The sequence below is a fragment of the Acidovorax sp. Q11 genome (assembly GCF_054950075.1).
Map to the genome: position 1 here is coordinate 57,285 of NZ_JBUDZG010000017.1, position 18,775 is coordinate 76,059.

General features: G+C 65.7%; 15 protein-coding genes and 2 pseudogenes. 11 read left to right on the top strand and 6 right to left on the bottom strand.

The window, feature by feature from the left end:
* Positions 1-40 precede the first annotated feature (40 nt).
* The 6 genes and pseudogenes from ACYZGB_RS14480 (at position 41) to ACYZGB_RS14505 (ending at position 9,281) form a co-directional block, all read left to right on the top strand.
* Complete coding sequence (locus tag ACYZGB_RS14480; protein ID WP_462389207.1) at positions 41-1,909, top strand: feruloyl-CoA synthase; 1,869 nt, start codon at positions 41-43, stop codon at positions 1,907-1,909.
* Positions 1,910-1,932: 23 nt separating this feature from the next.
* The gene (locus ACYZGB_RS14485; RefSeq protein WP_462389209.1) at positions 1,933-2,697 is read left to right on the top strand and encodes an SDR family NAD(P)-dependent oxidoreductase; all 765 of its coding nucleotides are present in this window, start codon (positions 1,933-1,935) and stop codon (positions 2,695-2,697) included.
* A 53-nt stretch (positions 2,698-2,750) separates the two neighbouring features.
* Positions 2,751-3,740 (top strand): Bug family tripartite tricarboxylate transporter substrate binding protein, encoded by a 990-nt coding sequence (locus ACYZGB_RS14490; RefSeq protein WP_218301277.1) that lies wholly within the window; start codon positions 2,751-2,753, stop codon positions 3,738-3,740.
* A 277-nt stretch (positions 3,741-4,017) separates the two neighbouring features.
* Positions 4,018-5,626 (top strand): annotated as a pseudogene (locus ACYZGB_RS14495) (acyl-CoA dehydrogenase family protein).
* 144 nt (positions 5,627-5,770) lie between these two features.
* Positions 5,771-7,456: a tannase/feruloyl esterase family alpha/beta hydrolase gene (locus tag ACYZGB_RS14500; RefSeq protein ID WP_462389212.1), complete on the top strand. Its 1,686-nt coding sequence runs from the start codon at positions 5,771-5,773 to the stop codon at positions 7,454-7,456.
* A 73-nt stretch (positions 7,457-7,529) separates the two neighbouring features.
* Positions 7,530-9,281 (top strand): annotated as a pseudogene (locus ACYZGB_RS14505) (tannase/feruloyl esterase family alpha/beta hydrolase).
* Positions 9,282-9,467: 186 nt separating this feature from the next.
* On the opposite strand, the gene ACYZGB_RS14510 reads toward ACYZGB_RS14505, so the two are convergent.
* The 4 genes from ACYZGB_RS14510 to pobA form a co-directional block, all read right to left on the bottom strand.
* Entirely contained in the window at positions 9,468-11,417 is a 1,950-nt protein-coding gene (locus ACYZGB_RS14510) for an ATP-binding protein (protein WP_462389213.1), read from the bottom strand.
* Positions 11,418-11,591: 174 nt separating this feature from the next.
* Complete coding sequence (locus ACYZGB_RS14515) at positions 11,592-11,978, bottom strand: hypothetical protein (RefSeq protein ID WP_462389214.1); 387 nt, start codon at positions 11,976-11,978, stop codon at positions 11,592-11,594.
* 65 nt (positions 11,979-12,043) lie between these two features.
* Positions 12,044-12,205 carry a hypothetical protein gene (locus tag ACYZGB_RS14520; RefSeq protein ID WP_462389216.1) on the bottom strand — a complete coding sequence of 54 codons (162 nt, stop codon included), beginning with the start codon at positions 12,203-12,205 and terminating at the stop codon, positions 12,044-12,046.
* 324 nt (positions 12,206-12,529) lie between these two features.
* Positions 12,530-13,702 (bottom strand): 4-hydroxybenzoate 3-monooxygenase, encoded by a 1,173-nt coding sequence (gene pobA, locus ACYZGB_RS14525; protein ID WP_462389218.1) that lies wholly within the window; start codon positions 13,700-13,702, stop codon positions 12,530-12,532.
* 103 nt (positions 13,703-13,805) lie between these two features.
* Between pobA and ACYZGB_RS14530 the strand changes: the two genes are divergently transcribed.
* From ACYZGB_RS14530 to ACYZGB_RS14540, 3 genes are all read left to right on the top strand, one after another.
* On the top strand, positions 13,806-14,699 hold the full coding sequence (locus tag ACYZGB_RS14530; protein WP_462389220.1) for a helix-turn-helix domain-containing protein: 894 nt from the start codon (positions 13,806-13,808) through the stop codon (positions 14,697-14,699).
* An 85-nt stretch (positions 14,700-14,784) separates the two neighbouring features.
* A complete protein-coding gene (locus tag ACYZGB_RS14535) occupies positions 14,785-15,162 on the top strand; it encodes a VOC family protein (RefSeq protein WP_010466874.1) in 378 nt (125 codons plus the stop codon).
* 38 nt (positions 15,163-15,200) lie between these two features.
* On the top strand, positions 15,201-15,629 hold the full coding sequence (locus ACYZGB_RS14540; RefSeq protein WP_462389221.1) for a VOC family protein: 429 nt from the start codon (positions 15,201-15,203) through the stop codon (positions 15,627-15,629).
* 9 nt (positions 15,630-15,638) lie between these two features.
* Here the strand turns inward: ACYZGB_RS14540 and ACYZGB_RS14545 are convergent, their stop codons facing one another.
* Positions 15,639-16,088, bottom strand: a complete 450-nt coding sequence (locus tag ACYZGB_RS14545) for an Lrp/AsnC family transcriptional regulator (protein ID WP_462389222.1) — start codon at positions 16,086-16,088, stop codon at positions 15,639-15,641.
* 101 nt (positions 16,089-16,189) lie between these two features.
* On the opposite strand from ACYZGB_RS14545, the gene ACYZGB_RS14550 reads away from it, so the two are divergent.
* Together ACYZGB_RS14550 and ACYZGB_RS14555 are read left to right on the top strand one after the other, a co-directional pair.
* Positions 16,190-16,810: a LysE family translocator gene (locus ACYZGB_RS14550; protein WP_462389224.1), complete on the top strand. Its 621-nt coding sequence runs from the start codon at positions 16,190-16,192 to the stop codon at positions 16,808-16,810.
* 102 nt (positions 16,811-16,912) lie between these two features.
* A complete protein-coding gene (locus tag ACYZGB_RS14555) occupies positions 16,913-17,452 on the top strand; it encodes an EVE domain-containing protein (RefSeq protein ID WP_462389226.1) in 540 nt (179 codons plus the stop codon).
* A gap of 580 nt (positions 17,453-18,032) precedes the next feature.
* Here ACYZGB_RS14555 and ACYZGB_RS14560 read toward each other — a convergent pair.
* Positions 18,033-18,743, bottom strand: a complete 711-nt coding sequence (locus ACYZGB_RS14560; protein ID WP_462389227.1) for a hypothetical protein — start codon at positions 18,741-18,743, stop codon at positions 18,033-18,035.
* Between the last annotated feature and the right edge of the window lie 32 nt (positions 18,744-18,775).

Here is an 18,775-nt window from a genome sequence, read left to right on the forward strand (position 1 = left end):
CTTCCGTTCACGCGCCAGCACCAGCCCCGAGACAAGCTCCATGACGGCAAACCTCCCCTCCCCCCGCTACCGGCCGCTGCGCTTTGGCGTGACCGAGGTCACCACCCGCCAGGGCGACAACGGCGTGGTCTATGTGCGCGCCACCCAAGACCTGCAACCCCACCCCGTGCGCCTGACCGACCGCCTGGCGCACTGGGCGCAGACGACGCCAGACCGCACCTGGATGGCCCAGCGCGTGAAAAACGCCGACGGCAGCCTGGGCGACTGGCGCCACATCAGCTACCGCGAGGCATGGGACAGCGCACGCCGCATTGCGCAGGCCCTGCTGGACCGCAAGCTCAGCTCCGACCGCCCCGTGGCCATCCTGAGCGAAAACGACCTGGACCACGCCCTGCTGTCGCTGGGTTGCCTGGTGGCCGGTGTGCCGCAGTGCACGGTGTCGTCGGCCTACTCCACCGTGAGCAAGGACTACGACAAGCTGCGCCACGCCATCGACACCCTCACGCCCGGCCTGGTGTTTGCGAGCAATGCCGAGCGCTATGCCGCCGCCATCAACGCCACGGTGGGCACCGACGTGCATGTGGTGCTGGGCCAGGGCACGCTGCCGGGCCGCAGCACCACGCCCTTCAGCGCGCTGCTGACCACCGAGGCGACACCCGCTGTGGACGCCGCACACGCCGCCATCACGGGCGAAAGCATCGCCAAGTTCATGTTCACCTCGGGCTCCACCAAGGCGCCCAAGGCGGTGATCATCACGCACGGCATGTGGGCCGCCAACCTGCAGCAGATGAACCAGTCCATGCCCGTGCTGGTGGAGCAGGACCTGGTGCTGGTGGACTGGCTGCCGTGGAACCACACCTTTGGCGGCAACCACAACTTCGGCATCGTCATCTACAACGGCGGCACGCTGTACCTGGACGAAGGCAAGCCCACACCCGCCGGCATGGTCGAGACCATCCGCAACCTGCGCGAGATCGCGCCCACGGTGTACTTCAACGTGCCCACGGGCTTCGAGGTGATCGCGCACACCATGAAGACCGACGACCAGCTGCGCAAGAACCTGCTCAGCCGGGTGCAGATGTTCTTCTTTGCCGCCGCCGCGCTGTCGCAACCCATCTGGGACTCGCTGTTTGAAAGCGCCGAGCGCGAAGTGGGCGAGCGCATTGTGATGAACACCGGCCTGGGCATGACCGAGGGCTGCCCCTTCTGCGTGGCCGTGAACAGCCCCAACGTGCAGGCAGGCGACATCGGCGTGCCCACGCCGGGGCTGGAGCTGAAGCTGGTGCCCGTGGATGGCAAGGTCGAGGTGCGTTATCGCGGCCCCAACATAACGCAGGGCTACTGGCGCAACGCCGAGGCCACGCACGAGGCGTTCGACGAAGAAGGCTTCTACTGCTCGGGCGACGCCGTGAAGTGGATCGACGAGAACGACCTGAACAAGGGCCTGAAGTTCGACGGCCGCATTGCGGAAGACTTCAAGCTCTCCACCGGCACCTTCGTGAGCGTGGGCCCCATGCGCGCCAAGGTCATTGCCGCTTGTGCGCCCTATGTGCAGGACGCGGTCATCACCGGCATCAACCTCAAGGAAGTGGGCGCGCTGCTGATCCCCACGCCCACCATCCGCACGCTGGCGGGCCTGCCGGACGGCGCCAGCCTGCAGCAGGTGCTGGAGAGCGCGCCCGTGCAACAGCACTTCCAGAAAGTGATCAACCAGCTGGCCGCGCAGGCCACCGGCAGCGCCACGCGCGTGGCCCGCGCACACCTGATGGCCGAGCCGCCTTCGCTCGACAAGGGCGAGATCACTGACAAGGGCTCCATCAACCAGCGCGCCGTGCTCAAGCACCGCGCCGACCTGGTGAACGCGCTGCACGACGGCAGCCTGCCGTTCACCATCGTTCCCCAACATTGAACCGAAGCAACAAGGACACCACCATGCAGATTCAAGGACAAGCCGCCCTCGTGACCGGCGGCGCATCGGGCCTCGGTGAAGCCACCGCGCGCGCACTGGCCGCCCAGGGCGCCAAGGTCGCGGTGCTGGACCGCAATGCCGAACTGGCCGAGAAAGTGGCCAGCGAAATCGGTGGCGTGGCCTGCCCCTGCGACATCACCGACCCCGCCAGCGTGCAGGCCGCCATCGACAAGGCCGCCGCCGCCCACGGCCCCGCGCGCATCCTGATGAACGTGGCTGGCATCGGCAGCGCCAAGCGCGTGGTGCAGCGCGACGGCAGTGCCGCGCCGCTGGAAGACTTTGTGCGCGTGGTCAACATCAACCTGATCGGCACTTACAACGTGAGCCGTCTGTTTGCCGCCGCCTGCAGCAAGCTCGACGTGCTCGACAACGGCGAGCGCGGCGTGATGATGTTCACCGCCTCCGTCGCCGCCTTTGACGGCCAGGTGGGCCAGCAGGCCTACAGCGCCTCCAAGGCGGGCCTGGCGGGCATGACGCTGCCCATGGCACGCGACCTGGCACAGCACGCCATACGCGTGTGCACCGTGGCGCCCGGACTGTTTGCCACGCCGCTGATGAAGGAACTGCCCGAAGCCGTGCAACAGTCGCTGGCCGCCAGCATCCCTTTCCCGCCGCGCCTGGGCAAGCCCGAGGAGTTTGCCGAGCTGGCTTGCCACATCGTGACCAACGGCCATCTCAACGGCGAAGTCATCCGCCTCGATGGCGCACTGCGCATGGCGCCACGCTGATCCATTCCTTCCCCCGCCCCCAGAGCTTTCAACGACACACAGGAGACAACACCATGACCATCACCCGCCGACAACTCGTCCAGGCCTTTGGCGCCAGCGCCGCGCTGGGCGCCCTGCATCCCTTTGCTGCCCATGCCCAGGTAGACCAGGTGAAGGTGTACTTCGGCTTCCCCGCTGGCAGCTCGGGCGACACCGTGGCCCGCCGCGTAGCAGAAAAATGGGGCGGCAGCGCCTTCAGCAAGAACGCGGGTGTGGTGGAAAACAAGCCCGGCGCGGGCGGCCGCATTGCGCTGGAGACGCTGAAGGCAGCGCCCGCCGACGGCTCGGTGCTGGCGCTGGCGCAGGTGTCGGCCATTGCCAACTACCCGCACATCTACAGCAAGATGAACTACACCGACAAGGACTTCGCGCCCGTGTCGATTGCCGCCGTGATGCACCACGGCCTGGCCGTAGGCCCCATGGTGCCCGCCAGCGTGAAGAACGTGAAGGACTTCCTGGCCTGGGCCAAGGCCAACCCCAAGGATGCCAGCTACGGCTCGCCCGGCGCGGGCTCCACGCCCCACTTTTTGGGTGCGCTGCTGGGCATCAACAGCGGCGTGGACCTGCGCCATGTGCCCTACCGTGGCTCCATCCCCGGCGTGACGGACGTGGTGGGCGGCCAGGTGGCTGCCATGGTCACGCCACATGGTGACTTCATCGCCAACTACAAGGCGGGCAAGCTGCGCATCCTGGCCACCTCGGGCCCCAAGCGCTCCATCTACGTGCCCGACGTGCCCACGTTTGCCGAGCAAGGCTTCCCCGAGCTGACCACCGAAGAATGGTTTGGCTTCTACGCCCCGGCCGCCACGCCCAAGCCCGTGATTGCCGCTGCCAACGCTGCCATCAACGCTGCGCTGAAGGAAAAGTCGGTCATCGACAGCCTGGCCATCGTGGGCCTGATGCCCCACGGCTCCACGCCCGAGGAACAAGCGCGCTGGCAGAAGGCCGAGTACGACACCTGGGGCCCGCTGATCAAGAAGATTGGCTTTACCGCAGATTCTTGAGCTCCCCCCTGAGGCGCTGGCGCGCCTTCCCCCCTGAAGGGGGACGCCGCCAGCGCGGCGGGGCGGCCCTTGCGCGGCGGCGCTGGCACGGGCCGCGCCAGTGTCGGCGGGCGTGAGCGCAGCGGTCGTTCATCGCCGTGCCCCCCACCCGTTCGGGCTGAGCCTGGCGAAGCCAGGGCGCACACAGCCACCCGGTTTCTTCCGGCGAAATTTGAAAGAAAACAGCCGTTACCGCGCGTCCATCAAACGTTAATAGCTATCAAATTAAGAGCAATTCATGCAAGCACGCCAGGCCCTCACCGACATCCAGTTCCTGCTGACCGAGGTGCTGCAGGCCCCTGCGCGGTGGCAGGCTCTGGCGCCGTTTGCCGACACCGATGGCGAGCTGGCGGCGCAGGTGCTGGAAGAAGCCGCCAAGTTTGTGGACAGCGCCGTGGCGCCGCTGCAGCGCACGGGCGACGAGGTGGGTTGCCGGTTTGACGCAGGCCAGGTACACACGCCGCCCGGCTTCCGCGACGCCTACCAGGCCTTCTGGCAAGGCGGCTGGCCCGCGCTGGCCTGCGCGCCCGAAGACGGCGGCCAGGGCCTGCCTGCGGTGCTCGAATGCGTGCTGTTTGAATGGCTGGCCGGTGCCAACCACGGCTGGACCATGGCGCCCGGCCTGCTGCATGGCGCCTACGAATGCATCAAGCACCACGCCAGCGACGAACTCAAGGCGCAGTACCTGGAGAAGGTCGCCACCGGCGAATGGCTGGCCACCATGTGCCTGACCGAAGCCCACGCGGGCAGCGACCTGGGACTGGTGCGCACACGCGGTGTGCCGCAGCCCGACGGCAGCGCGCGGGTGAACGGCAGCAAGATTTTTATCTCCGGCGGCGAGCACGACCTGACCGACAACATCGTGCACCTGGTGCTGGCGCGCCTGCCCGATGCACCGGCGGGCCCCAAGGGGCTGTCGCTGTTCCTTGTGCCCAAAGTCTTGCCCGACGGCAGCCGCAACGCCGTGGTCTGCGAGCGCATCGAACAAAAAGATGGGCCTGCAAGGCATCGGCCTGCTGGAAGCCGCATGGCAAAAGGCCAGCGCCTACGCGGCAGAGCGCCGCCAGATGCGCGCGCCCGGCGCCAAAGACACCAGCCTCATCCAGGACCACCCCGCCATCCGCCGCACGCTGCAAACCCAGCGCGCCTGGATCGACGGCGGCCGTGTGCTGGCCTACCACACGGCACTGCAGCTCGATGTGGCCAAACACAGCACCGACGCGGGCGAGCGCGCCGCCGCCCAGCGCTGGTGTGCACTGGTCACGCCCGTGCTCAAGGCCGCACTCACCGACCAGGGCTTCCACGGCGCCAGTGCCTGCCTGCAGGTGTTTGGCGGCCATGGCTACGTGAGCGAATGGGGCATCGAGCAGATCGTGCGCGACGCGCGCGTGGCCATGATCTACGAAGGCACGAACGAGATCCAGGCGATTGACCTGCTGGTGCGCAAGGTGCTGGCCGACGGCGGCCAGGGCCTGGCCGCGCTGCTGGCCACGCTGCCCGGCGCAGCGCCCAGCCCGGCCGCCAGCGCACGCCGCCATGCGCTGGTGGAGATCACACAAACGCTGGCGATTGCCGCGCAGACCGACCCCGAGCTGCCCTATTGGGTGGCCGACGACTACCTGCGCGCCGTGGCGCTGGTGCTGCTGGACTGGGCCTGGGGCGAGATCGGCGCGGTGGCCCAAGGCGAGCGGGGGAGCGAGCCGACCCAGGCTCCCGAACGCTGGAGCACCCCGGCCCAGGCACTGGCCCAGTGGGTGCTGCCCGAGTTCGAGATGCGTGCCGCCATGCTGCGCCAGCGCATTGCCCAGGCGCTGGAAATCAAGCCAAAAATGGCCGCTACCGCCTGATGGATAAGCACCATTAGCTACTGAATTTGTAGCAAAGAAAGTTACCCCACCACCCCATCTCCTACAGCGTGTTGAGGCCACGCTGCGGGTTTCCTTGCGCCTCAAAAAAATGGAGACAACAGCATGAACCGTACGAAAAGAAGAATGCGCTTGCACCCTCTCGCCCTGTCGGCCCTGCCGGTGGCGCTGCTGATCGGTTGCGGAGGGGGATCGTCGGACGCGGGGTTGCCGCAACTGGGCGCGGCCACACCGGGCACGCTGGCCACTTGCGCCGAACTGGCCAGCAAGTTCACCCACCCCAACACACAGATCAGCCTGGCCGAGCCGGTGGCCGCAGGCGTGCTGAAGCGGGGCGAAGTCCCCGTGGCCGCCCACTGCCTGGTGCGCGGCGAGATGTTTGCCCGCACCAGCCCTCAGGACGGCCGACGCTACGCCATCGGCTTTGAGATGCGCATGCCGCTGGCCTGGAACGGCCGGTTCTTCTACCAGGCCAACGGCGGCTCCGACGGCGAAGTGCTGACCGCGTTCGGCGGTGGCGGCCCCATGCCCACCACGGCGCTGCAGCAAGGCTTCGCCGTCATCAGCTCCGACGCCGGGCATGCGGGCGGGCGGGATCTGGTCTTCGGCATCGATGCGCAGGCCCGGCTCGACTACGGCTACCAGGCGGTGGCCAAGCTGACTCCGATGGCCAAGGACTTGATTGCTTCGGCCTACGGAAAAAAGCCCGACCGCTCCTACATCGGCGGTTGCTCCAATGGCGGCCGCCACACCTTTGTGGCCATGACCCGCATGCCGGGTGAATACGACGGCTACCTGGCCGGAGCGCCCGGCTACCGCCTGCCCCTGGCCGCCATCGCCAACCAGTTCGGCGCCAAGCAATACGCCACCATTGCCACCGACCCGGCCGATCTTTCGACCGCCTTCACGGGCGCCGAACGGGCCTTGGTCTCGGCCAAGGTACTGGAGAAATGCGATGCGCTCGACGGAGTGAAGGACGGCAGCGTGCAAGACACGGCCGCCTGCCAGGCCAGCTTCGACTTCCAGCGCGACATCCCGTCGTGCTCCGGCGCGCGGGACGGCAGCTGCCTGACGCCCGCCCAGAAGACAGCCATCGCGCCCATCTTCTCGGGTGCGGTGGACAGCAAGGGCAACAAGTTCTATGCAAGCTTCCCGTTTGACAGCGGTCACAACGCGGCGGACTCGTCGTTCTGGGAGTTCTTTGTATCGACCAACATCGACCCCGCGATGACGGCCATGACCTGGGGTTCGCCACCGGTGTCCTCTACGGGCTTCAGCGGCGCGGCGTATGCGCTGAGTACCTCTATCGACACCATGCTTGCATCGGTGGCAGCCACCAGCGGTGTCTACACCGAGTCGGGCCTGTCGTTCATGCAGCCCGTCAACCCCACGAACCTGGCCACACTCAAGCAACGCGGCGCCAAGGTCATGGTCTACCACGGTGTGAGCGACCCGATCTTCTCGGCCAACGACACGGCCAGCTGGTACGAGGGCCTGCGCACCAACAACAGCGGCGACGCATCGAACTTCGCGCGGTACTACCCCGTGCCCGGCATGTCGCACTGCACCGTGGGCCCGGCCACCGACCAGTTCGACATGCTGACCCCGCTGGTCAACTGGGTGGAAAAAGGCCAGGCCCCAGACAGCGTGGTTGCCGGGGTGAGAGCAGCCGGCAATGTGGCTGGCGCCAACCCCGACCTGCCCGCCAGCTGGTCCGCCAACCGCACCCGCCCGCTGTGCGCCTACCCCAAGGTGGCGCGCTACAACGGCACGGGTGACATCGAAAGCGCCAGCAGCTTCAGCTGCAAGTAGTGCCCCGGCCCTGGCCACTGCGGCCAGGGCCTTTTTTGACTGCGCCCTTCCCCCGCCCACCTGGAGACATCGCATGCCACAACCTCTCACGCGCCCCCTCCCCCTGTCGGCCCTGGCCATGGCCCTGGCCCTGGGCACCGCCACGCTGCTGGCGGGCTGCGCCAGCGCACCGCGCACCACGCCCCCACCGCAACTCGGCGCCGCCACACCCGCCACGCTGAAAAACTGCACCGCGCTGGCCCAGAGCCTCGCGCTGCCCGACACGCGCATCACCTCGGCAGAGATGGTCGCCGAAGGCCCGATCACCCTGCAGGGCAACACCACCCAGGCGCCTGCGCACTGCCTGGTCAAAGGCAAGATGAAAGAACGCACCGGCCCCGCGGACGGTGCCAGCTACGCCATCGGTTTTGAGATCCGCCTGCCCGTCCACTGGAACGGCCGCTTTCTGCACTAGGCCAATGGTGGGCTGGACGGCAGCGTGGTGGCCGCGCTCGGTGCAGTGAGCGGTGCGGCGCCCGTGGCCCCCGGCCTGGTGCAAGGCTTTGCGGTGCTCAGCTCTGACGCAGGCCACGGCGCCCCCACACCCTTCTTCGGGCTGGACCCCCAGGCCCGGCGCGACTACGGCTACCAGGCCGTGGGCACCCTCACGCCCATGGCCAAAGACCTGATCAAGGGCGCCTACGGCAAGGGCCCCGACCGCTCGTACATCGCAGGCTGCTCCAACGGCGGGCGCCACGCCATGGTGGCCGCATCGCGCTATGCCGACCAGTACGACGGCGTGCTGGCGGGCAACCCCGGCTTCAGCCTGCCCAAGGCTGCCACCACCCAGCTGTGGAAGGCCCAGCAGTACGCCAAGGTGGCCACCAAGGACACCAACGGCCAGCCCGACCTGACCAAGGCCGTGAGCCCCGCCGAATTCCAGCTCATCGGCCGCAAGATCGTGGAGCGCTGCGACGCGCTGGACGGCGCCACCGACGGCCAGGTGAACGACGTGCAGGCCTGCCAGGCCGCATTCAACCTGCAACGCGACGTGCCCACCTGTACCGCTGCCAATACTGCGCGGGATGGCTCGTGCATCTCTGCCGAGCAAAAGAACGTGCTGGCCAGCATCTTTGCCGGGCCCAAGAACAGCAAGGGCGAAGCCCTGTACACCGGCACCTGGTTCGACCCCGGCGTGGCAGGCAGCAACTTTGCGTTCTGGCACTTCAACGCCCCCACCACGCGCGACGCGGGCGCCGTGGCCTTCTTGTTCACCACACCGCCGTCCACCCTGGACGCCTTCAAGGCCACCACCGGCCTGCAGTACGCAATGAACTTCAGCATGGAGACGGACTACCCCAAGATGTTCGCCACCACACCGGTCTACACCGAGTCATCGTGGTCGTACATGACGCCGCCCAACCCCGCCGACCTGGGCACCTTGCGCAACCGGGGCGCCAAGATGATGGTCTACCACGGCGTGGCCGACGGCGTGTTCTCGCCCATCGACACCGCGAACTGGATGGACCGCGTGCAAGCAAGCCACGGCGGCAAGGCCGACGACTTTGCCCGCCTGTACCTGGTGCCCGGCATGAACCACTGCTCCGGCGGCCCCGCCACCGACCAGTTCGACATGCTGGCCCCGCTGGTGGCCTGGGTGGAGCAAGGCAAGGCGCCCGACAGCGTGACGGCGAACGCGCGCGGTGCGGGAGCCAAGGTGGTAAACGCCGAACTGCCTGCCAGCTGGTCTGCCAACCGGACACGGCCGTTGTGCGTGTACCCCAAGGTGGCGCGGTACAACGGGACGGGGGATGTGGAGATTGCGGGGAGTTTTAGCTGCAAGTGACGGGTAATTGAAAGTGAGAAGCCCGGCTTGTGCCGGGCTCTTTTCTTTGTGCGGGGGGCGGATAAAAGACTGCTTGCTGGGGTCGCAGACGTTCATAGCTTTCGGCCAGGGTTGTCTACCACTGCGTGACAAACCCAATCGATGAGCCAGCACCCCCCTCTCTCATTCTTGGACAGGCGCTGGCTACTAAAGATTCGCCTGCGACGGGGTCTGCATGACCTTCGCGGACAGATCTGCGCCAGACACGTCTTCATACCGAGCGGGAATGCGTTCCTTCAAGCGGAACAGCCGTTGATGAGCCGACCGTGTGAGCTGGCCATAGGTAACTGCCTGCACCCGCCCGCGCAGGACGCCCTCTTCCTTGAGCTCTATTTCACGGGTGGTCTTCGCAGTGATCTCGTGGCCCACAACGAAAGCGCGGAACATCGGCGTGCCATCGAGCGCGCCGCTGCCGAGAAAGTCCTGCACATAGCCGTTGCCCTGGTTCATCTCCTCCCGGCCGATCGCGGAGTGCCCCTTCTTCAACTCGATGATCAGGACGTTTTGAATCCGTGTGAGCGTGGGGTCGGCCGCATCGAAACCTTCCGTGCCAACGATCGAACAAGTCGCATCGGCAAGGGTCATGATGTCGGGGCGCTGCTTAGCGTTTATAAACGCTTCGCTGGACAATCGCTTCTTGAAGATTTTCTCGGCGGCCGTTCGCAAGCTCACGTTGGACGAGTATTCACTGCTGTCGAACTCGGGGCCAAACAGCCATCGGGCTTGCGTCACCAGCGGGTGCAAGGTGTGTAGCTCGTCGGACGTTTCATCGCCAGCAAGTTTCTCGATAGCCACAATCACCGCTAGGCGATGATCGATTTCGTCAAGTACCGAAAGCGCGTCGCGGACTGTCCACTGGCTCAACAGCCGATCAAGCCCTTCGATATCTGACTCATCAAGCTTCGTGAGTTTTTCGAGTAGAGCTGCGCCGCCGCGAGCCTTCTCGATATTAATCAATGCCTGCACCGCCGCGGAAAGAACGTCCTGTGAAACGGTGGGCGTGGACTTCACCAAATCACGAGCGAAGCTGGCGACCTCGGCGCGGCCCAACGGCGAGAGTTCCTTAAAGTCTTCACGGTTTCTGACGAGGGCCTCTTCGGAACTTTCCTCCACCAACGTCGCCGAGAGCTGCGCGAAGACTCTCTTTGCGTATTCGCGAGCAGCCTCGAAAAGAGCATCGACTTTCTTGTTACTTTTGAATCGAACCCAGTCTTGCTCAACCTCTGTCATCCAGCCATCGTCGGCCTTAATGACGATCGAATAGCGCTTAGCGAAGCGCGCGCGGCCATCGATCACGGCCTCGGAGCCGACTACCCAGCTCGGCATACCGACTAGACGGCCATTGACCCAGAAAGCGATACCTTGATAGAGCGTTGACTTGTTGGACCGCGTCGAGTCCACAACATAGGCCTCCGCTCCTGGGCAACCGTCGATCAGTAATGGAGTCTGTTCGATGAGGCCCGTCTGGTCGGCCAAGGCAACTGACTCTCCATTGACCCTAACGACGAACTGCGGATCATGGACGAAGCGCGCAGCCAGAATCGCGCGGATGGCGTCTGGGTCGGGCAAATGGCGCACAACGATGACAGAGACTTTCGTCCCGTGGCCTTTTTTGATGAAAGCCCCTTCCTTTTCGATCTTGAAGGGGTTCTCCTCGCTATTGGTGCCAATGTCGAAACTTGCCCCTTTGTCCTCGCGCCAGGTCTCCACCGAATACTGGTCGGCAAAACACAGCAGCCCGTGTCGCCCCACGCCATTGCGGCCGTAGGCTTTCCGGCGCCAGCCCTTGCGCTCTGGCGGGAACTCGACCATCGTGCTTTGATGCTTGATGCGGTCGTAGCCCAGCTTCATCCAACGGCCCTTGAACTGAGACGCGGTCATGCCATGCCCATCGTCCTCGACCGTCAAGACAAGCGCGTTAGTCGGCGGAATCGTCAAATCAACAAGAGAGGCGCCTGCGTCCCACGCATTGGCAACCAGTTCGGTGAGCGCGACCTCGGGGTCTTGGGCTATGCGTCCGAGTGTGCGGACCAGATAGTTCTCCTCGAATAGCGATCCTGTCGCCGCAACCGACCTCATCTTGGTTTTCGTCGCCATATCTTCCCCTTGTTGTTCGCCCCGCTGTGTCCACGCGAGAGGGTGTCGCACGTCCCACAGAGCAGTCCAAACGCGCTTAGCCTAGTTTCGGGCACTCAGCTCAACACACCATTTCGTCTAGTCTTCGATGCTAAGCCAAGAGAGTCCTAGCCGAGCTGCCCGACTGATCGGACGCTAGCAGGGTACATAGGGGACCGATACGGTCAAATGGAAAAGACTTGCAAGGGTGAAGCCCATGCAAGCCTTCAAATTCCGACGCGCTTTTGCCTCGGGCTTAACAACGCCGACCCCAAGCAGGCGAGGCTGCAAGCCCTTCCCCAACGCTGAAAACGTCCATCCCTCATAGTTCTCCGCCAACGACCCCAGTGCCTTCTCCGACGAGAACAGATACGCCAAGTCCGTTTCCTGCCGCTTCTGGTCGTGGGCCAGCGACTCGGGGAAGGTGTGCAGCATGGCCGTCATCCACCACGAAAAGCGCTGGGCCTTCCACATACGGGCCAGGGTCTTCTGTGAATACTGGTTAAGGCCAGTGCTGTCGCCGTTTTGGTAGTGAGCCACCATGGCGTGGTGCTGGTAGGCAGAAGTCTGGCCTGACGCCCCGCAGACCATCGCTATGCATCAACCGCCTATTCCGTCGCGCCCGGCATGCGTTCAGTCGGAATTGGCGATTTGCTGGCTTCGTTCTTCGCCTTCTTCCCTTGGTCGTAATGCCACTTGATGGCGAAGAACATGCCGGTGCCGAACACGGCCACCTTGAACACAATGAAGACGATCGGGACCCAATCCATTTTTGAGATTTTCCTGGCTGTTGATTGGCACCATCGGATGTGAAGTGCACTGCCTTAAAACGCTGCATCGGCAGCTTCATCGTGTTCAAGCCATCGTCGAACCTCACATCGACAGCACTGGGCAAATGATCTGAAAACTTGGTGCGATGCTATCGGGCCTGCTGTGCGGGCGTAAGCATCAGTTCTGCATAAATTTCCCGTAGCAGATGGAGACCGCTGCCCAACGCGACTACCTGCACTGAATGCCGATCTGGGCGCAAAAAAGGCTTGCAGGAGGAAACCCCATGCAAGCCTTTGATTGGGTGGCGTGTTAATGCCGAGTGCTCAGAACGGCAACCCCACATAGTTCTCCGCCAGCGACCCCAGCGCCTTCTCCGACGAGAACAGATACGCCAGGTCCGTGTCCTGCAGCTTCTGGTCGTAGGCAATCGAATCCGGGAAGGTGTGCAGCATGGTCGTCATCCACCACGAGAAGCGCTGGGCCTTCCACACGCGGGCCAGGGCCTTTTCGGAGTATTTGTCGAGGCCGGTGCTGTCGCCATTTTGGTAGTGCGCCACCATGGCGTGGTACAGGTAGTAGATGTCGGATGCCGCGCTGTTCAGGCCACGGGCGCCGGTGGGTGGCACGATGTGGGCGGCGTCGCCCGCCAGGAACAGGTTGCCGTAGCGCATGGGCTCGGCCACAAAGGAGCGCAGGGGGGCGATGGACTTCTCGATGGATGCGCCGGTGATGAGCTGGGCGGCCACCTCGGCGGGCAGGCGGCGTTTCAATTCTGCCCAGAAGGCTTCGTCAGACCAGTCTTCTACCGTGTCGGTCAGCGGCACCTGGATGTAGTAGCGGCTCAGCACCTGCGAGCGCAGCGAGCACAGCGCAAAGCCGCGTTCGTGCTTGGCGTAGATCAGCTCGGGCGAGACGGGCTTGGTGCGCGAGAGCACGCCCAGCCAGCCGAAGGGGTAGACCTTTTCATACTCTTTGAGCACATCGCGCGGGATGGACTTGCGGCTCACGCCGTGGAAGCCGTCGGCGCCGATGACGAAGTCGCAGTCAATGCGCACCACTTCGTCGCCGCTGCGGTAGGTGACATACGGGTTGGCGCTTTTGAGGTCGTGCGGCTGCACGTCTTCGGCGTTGTGGATGACGATGCCCTTCATGCGGTCGCGTGCTTCGTACAGGTCGCGCGTCAGCTCGGTCTGGCCGTACACCACCACCGAGCTGCCGCCGCTGTACTTGTGCAAATCGACCCGGTCCATCTTGCCTTCGTGGGCGATGATGAAGCCGTCGTGGATCTCGCCTTCCTTGTCCATGCGCTCGCCGCACTGGGCCTCGCGCATGAGCGCGGCAAAGCCGTGCTCCAGCACGCCGGCGCGGATGCGGCCGAGCACGTATTCGCGGCTTTGGCGCTCCAGCACGATGGTGTCGATGCCCTTGAGGTGCAAGAGCTGCGAGAGCATGAGACCCGAGGGGCCTCCGCCGATGATGCAAACCTGGGTTTTCATGGTGTCTCCTGGTGTGGTTGGTGTGTTCATGACATGGGTCAAACGGACCACCCAAAGATACGTGGCACAGTCGCCGCGTTGAATGGACGGATGGAGCCAGAACATGCACTTTTCGAACATGGCCGCGAACCACAGCAGCATTCAGTCGTACAGCCTGTTCGGCGAGTCGCAGCACCTGCCCGACGTGCTGCACTGCGAGACGATTGCCGCGCGATCGGTGCTGCACGACTGGGAGCTGGCCCCGCACCGGCACACACGGCTGCACCAGGTGCTGCTGATCGAATCGGGCGGCGGCGTGGCGCACCTGGATGGCGAGCAGCACGCGCTGGCCGCCGGTGCGCTCATCAACGTGCCGCCGGGCCATGTGCACGCGTTTCGGTTCACACAGCACACGCAGGGCTGGGTGGCCACGCTGGCCGATGAATTGATGGACGAGATTTTTGTGCGCGTGGGCGATGTGCGGCGCGACCTGGCACGGCCCGCCGTGGTCACCGCCAGCCCACACATCAGCCAGGCCATGGGCCAGGTCTGGCAGGAGTTCTCGGGCCGCGCCAAGGCGCGTGCGCTGGTGCTGCGGGGCCTGAGCGCCACGCTGCTGGGCTGGGTGGCACGGGCCATTGAAGACCACAGCCCGGGCGACACCGCTGCACCAGAGTCCAGCCTGGTGCAGCGGCTGGAGGCGCTGATTGAGGCGCATTTTCTGGAGCACTGGCAGGTGGCGGACTATGCGCTCGCGCTGGCCGTGTCGCCCACGCACCTGAGCCGCGTGGCGCGCGCTGCCACGGGCGTGTCTGCCCAGCGACTGGTGGAGGCGCGCCTGATGCGCGAAGCGCGGCGCAACCTGGCCTACACCCACCTGGGCGTGGCCACCATTGCCTACACGCTGGGCTATGCCGACCCGGCGTACTTCACCCGCGCCTTCACGCGCGATGCAGGCTTGTCGCCCCGCAGCTTTCGCGCGCAGGTTGCGGCATCGAGCCCGGGCCGCAGCACGTGAGCCCGGTGACACGCTGCTGACACTCCGCTGTCAGTAGCCCCCGCACACCATCGAGGCTTCTTTCTTTCACACACAAGGAGCCTCCATGAAAAACGCCATCGCCTGGTTTGAAATCCCCACCACCCAACTCGACCGCGCCCAGGCCTTTTATGAAACCGTGCTGGGCCAGCCCATGCGCCGCGAGAACATGGGCCCGAGCGAAGGCGCCGTGTTTGCCTACGACGGCGCTGCAGACGGCGTGGGCGGCGCGCTGATGATGGGCCCTACGGCACCGCAGGTATCGGGCAGCGGCACACTGGTGTACCTGGATGCCTCGCCCTCGCTCGACGCCGCGCTGGAGCGCGCCGTAGCCCAGGGCGGCCAGGTAGCACTGCCCCGCCAGGCCCTGCCGCCGGGCATGGGGTTTTTTGCACACATCCACGACTTGGATGGCAACCGCGTGGGTCTTCACGCACTGTCTTGAAGCCAGAACGCATTAACGGTCTACGAAAGGAGCACAGCATGGAAGCGCAAGAAATCCACCGGGGCAGGCTGTTTGACCATGTGCAGCTCGTCGTGCGCGACCTGGCGGCCAGCCAGGCCTTCTACACGGCGGTGCTGGAGGCCCTGCAGGTGCCCATGGGCGGGGCGGACGAAGGCTACTTCTGGGCGGACGAACTGTTTGTGTCGTCGGCCGACAGCCCTGCCGCTCAGGGCCACCTGACAGGCCGCGCGCACCTAGCGTTTCAAGCCCGGGACCGGGCGATGGTGGATGCCTTCTACCGAGCAGCACTGGCCCACGGCGGCACCGACAACGGCGCACCGGGCGAACGCCCCTACCACCCCGGCTACTACGCCGCGTTTGTGCTGGACCCGGATGGCAACAACATCGAGGCCGTGTTCCATGGCGACGCGCAGCGCAGTGCGGCGTCGGTGAAGATCACGTTCTGAACGTGTGATTCATCCCGCCTCCGGGCGGGCCAGGCCGCGCAGCGGGATGGGCGTGGAGAACACGATGGATGTGCGTGTTTCTCCATAGCCGTTGATGTCGCCCAGAAAGCGCTCCAGATCAGGCAGGTCGCGCGCCACGACCTGCATCACATACGAGTCGTTGCCGCTGACATGGTGGCATTCAAGCACCTGGGGCAACTGGCGCAGCTTGTCGATCAGCGCCTTCTTACCGGACTGCGGCACGTTGATGCCCACCACCGCCCGCACGCCGTAGCCGACCTTGGCGGGGTCGATGTCGGCATGCACGCCGCGCACCACGCCCGCCTCTTGCAGGCGGCGCAGGCGCTCCAGCGTGGCGGGCACCGACAGGCCCACGGCCTCGGCCAGTTCCTTGAGCGAGGCGCGGCCATCGGCCTGCAGCGCGCTGATCAGGCGCCAGGCTTTGTCATCGACTTCCATAAAAGCCTTTATCGATTGGCACAGAAAAAACCGAAACCAATTTCTGGATTCGCCGAATTTTCTGCATTCTCCACCGCCCGCAGCCGCCCTAGCATCGGTGCATGGACTTCACCTCACTCACCGTGTTTCTGCAAGCCGCCGTCATCGGCGTGCTCATCGCGGCCCCTGTGGGCCCCATTGGCCTGCTGACGATGCAACGCACCCTGGAGCGGGGCCTGGCAGCCGGGCTGGCCACCGGCCTGGGCGCGGCTGCGGCCGATGCGGTGTATGGCGCCGTGGGCGCCTTCAGCGTGCGCTGGCTCATCGATGGGCTGACCCAGGCCAAGACGCCGCTGGCGCTGGGCGGCGGCGCACTGCTGCTGGTGCTGGCCTGGCGCACCTGGCACGCGCCTGTGGCCCACACCGCAGCCCCGGCCCGCGATGCGCGGGGGCTGCTGGGCCTGGCGGCCGGCACGTTTGCGCTGACGCTGGCCAACCCGGCCACCATCGTGTCGTTCATTGCGGTGTTTGGCTCGCTGGGCGGCGGCCGGCCCAGCCTGCCGTCGCCGCTGTGGATGATGGCGGGCGTGCTGGCGGGCTCCGCCGCCTGGTGGCTGCTGCTGACCGGAGCGATTGCCTACCAACGGCAGCGCTTTACGCCCGCCTGGCGCCAGCGCATCAACCGGTCGTCGGCCCTGCTGCTGGGCGGGTTTGCACTGTGGCAGTGGGGGCAGCTGGTCTGATGGCTCAAGCGGCGCTGACAGGGATGCTGCAAAGGTACTGACACTGCGGTGTCAGCAGCACGCCCGCACCATCGGTGGCTTCTTTGACCCGGAGTTTTTCTCATGACCGACGCCGTGCTGCAACACCCCCTTTGGCCGGATGCCGAGCCTGCGCGCAACGACATGCCTGTGCCGGCAGCGACCTCTGCGGCCGCCACGCGCCGCAACTGGATCGCCGTGGCCTGCGCCCAGCACGCCCGCCGGGGCTGCGCCACGCCTGGCGCGGGCTACATGCAGGTGTGCCATGGCAAGGTTGCGCCGCTGCAGCGCATACGGCCCGGCGACCGCGTGGCGTACTACGCGCCCACCATCACGATGGGTGGCAAGGACCGGCTGCAGGCGTTTGTCTCCATCGGCATCGTGTTGCCGGGCGCGCCGTATGCGTTTGACATGGGTGGCGGGTTTGTGCCGTCGCGGCGGGACGTGGCCTATGTGCCTGCGCGTGAGGCGGCGATTGCGCCGCTGCTGGACGCGCTGGAGTTTGTGGACGACCGCCAGCGCTGGGGCAGCAAGTTTCGGTTTGGGCTGTTGGCCGTGAGCGACCACGACATGCGTCTGATTGCGCAGGCGATGCAGGCCGAGCTGCAATTACTACATTTTTGATAGCACCTTGGGCAATAGGCGCGCGCGCAGGCGGCCAAAAAGGCTTCAAATCAGCCCCGTGGTGCCCACGAACAACCCGCAGGCGGGCGTCAGCACACCGCCATCAGCGTGTCCACCACCCGGCGTTGGGCGGCGGTCAGGGCGGCATAGCCTTCGCGCAGCAGTCGCAGCACGATCTCGTGGACTTCCAGTTCGCTAGCGGGCATGGTCTTCTCCTTGGACGACAGTGGGCGGCCGCCGCTGTGGCAAGCCGATGACGTGAGCGCCTGCCGCAACCAAGAGGCGGGTACCCGGGCCTGCCCCACCATGGACCAAGCCCCGATGCCACTGTGCCGAGGTGGCGGCGCAGGCGGTGGGGCGATAAAAGGGGAAGTTCGCGGCTTTTTTTGCGCGCCGCTCTGCAGCCAAAAAGCCTAGGGACCCTCTGCACGAATCTCGCAGGCCAAGTGAGCGCAGCGGATCGGGAGGGGCTGCAAGGCGCAAAACGCAGCAATAGCCATAGCTATTGCGAGTATTTGCAACGCGGCAGACCGCCCGAGCCCGCTGATGCACACGGCGCGCTGGTTCGTGCAGAGGGTCCCTAGGGCACGGTGGCCCCGGGCACGTAGGCGTCGATGACCGGCGGCTCACTGTCCCCCGCAGCGGTGCGGGCCAGCTTGAGCCAGGTCCAGGTCTCCACATCGGGCGCGTTGTAGCTGCCGTAGGACTGCCCGCCCCACGAGAAGTACGAGCCCTTGTTGCCCGTGCTGAGGGTGCGCTTGCCCACGGCCAGCCCGCCATCCTTGAGCAGCGCCAGCCTGAACCCCTGCAGCACGCCCGAGGCCCCAGGCTCCTTGTCCGGCGACACGGTCTGCGGGACCAGGTCGAGCATGCCGGAGCTGCAGCGGGCCTGCGCGCCACCGTAGGTGACCAGGCTCCACTGCCGGGTGAGCGAGGTGCGCACGTTGCGCGCGCGGTTGACGGTGCGCGTGCGCAGCGTGGTTTCGCCGCGCTGCTGCTGCACCCAGACCTGCATCTCCGGCGAGCCGGTGAAAAACGGCAGGCTACCCCGCACACCACCGGGCTCCACCGGCGGCCAGGCGTACACCCCTTGCAGGGACGGGCAGCCGAACCAGCTGCTCTGCACGGGGCCAAACGCCGGGGGCGGCTTGGGCGACCCCTGCACATCCGGCCCGCAGGCCGTGAGGGCCAGGCAACACAGGGCCAACGTTGCGGCCCCGCCTATGCGCTGCACACGCCGGTGCGGGGTGCGCAGGGCGCTGGACGATGGCGAGGGGACGGCTGGCGTCATGGTGTCTGGGCGGTGGTGCAGCCCGATTGTCG

Coding starts and splice junctions, on each gene's coding strand:
- ACYZGB_RS14480 (WP_462389207.1), top strand. CDS start 41: ATGACGGCAAACCTCCCCTCCCCCCGCTACCGGCCGCTGCGCTTTGGC.
- ACYZGB_RS14485 (WP_462389209.1), top strand. CDS start 1,933: ATGCAGATTCAAGGACAAGCCGCCCTCGTGACCGGCGGCGCATCGGGC.
- ACYZGB_RS14490 (WP_218301277.1), top strand. CDS start 2,751: ATGACCATCACCCGCCGACAACTCGTCCAGGCCTTTGGCGCCAGCGCC.
- ACYZGB_RS14500 (WP_462389212.1), top strand. CDS start 5,771: ATGCGCTTGCACCCTCTCGCCCTGTCGGCCCTGCCGGTGGCGCTGCTG.
- ACYZGB_RS14510 (WP_462389213.1), bottom strand. CDS start 11,417: ATGGCGACGAAAACCAAGATGAGGTCGGTTGCGGCGACAGGATCGCTA.
- ACYZGB_RS14515 (WP_462389214.1), bottom strand. CDS start 11,978: ATGGTGGCTCACTACCAAAACGGCGACAGCACTGGCCTTAACCAGTAT.
- ACYZGB_RS14520 (WP_462389216.1), bottom strand. CDS start 12,205: ATGGATTGGGTCCCGATCGTCTTCATTGTGTTCAAGGTGGCCGTGTTC.
- pobA (WP_462389218.1), bottom strand. CDS start 13,702: ATGAAAACCCAGGTTTGCATCATCGGCGGAGGCCCCTCGGGTCTCATG.
- ACYZGB_RS14530 (WP_462389220.1), top strand. CDS start 13,806: ATGCACTTTTCGAACATGGCCGCGAACCACAGCAGCATTCAGTCGTAC.
- ACYZGB_RS14535 (WP_010466874.1), top strand. CDS start 14,785: ATGAAAAACGCCATCGCCTGGTTTGAAATCCCCACCACCCAACTCGAC.
- ACYZGB_RS14540 (WP_462389221.1), top strand. CDS start 15,201: ATGGAAGCGCAAGAAATCCACCGGGGCAGGCTGTTTGACCATGTGCAG.
- ACYZGB_RS14545 (WP_462389222.1), bottom strand. CDS start 16,088: ATGGAAGTCGATGACAAAGCCTGGCGCCTGATCAGCGCGCTGCAGGCC.
- ACYZGB_RS14550 (WP_462389224.1), top strand. CDS start 16,190: ATGGACTTCACCTCACTCACCGTGTTTCTGCAAGCCGCCGTCATCGGC.
- ACYZGB_RS14555 (WP_462389226.1), top strand. CDS start 16,913: ATGACCGACGCCGTGCTGCAACACCCCCTTTGGCCGGATGCCGAGCCT.
- ACYZGB_RS14560 (WP_462389227.1), bottom strand. CDS start 18,743: ATGACGCCAGCCGTCCCCTCGCCATCGTCCAGCGCCCTGCGCACCCCG.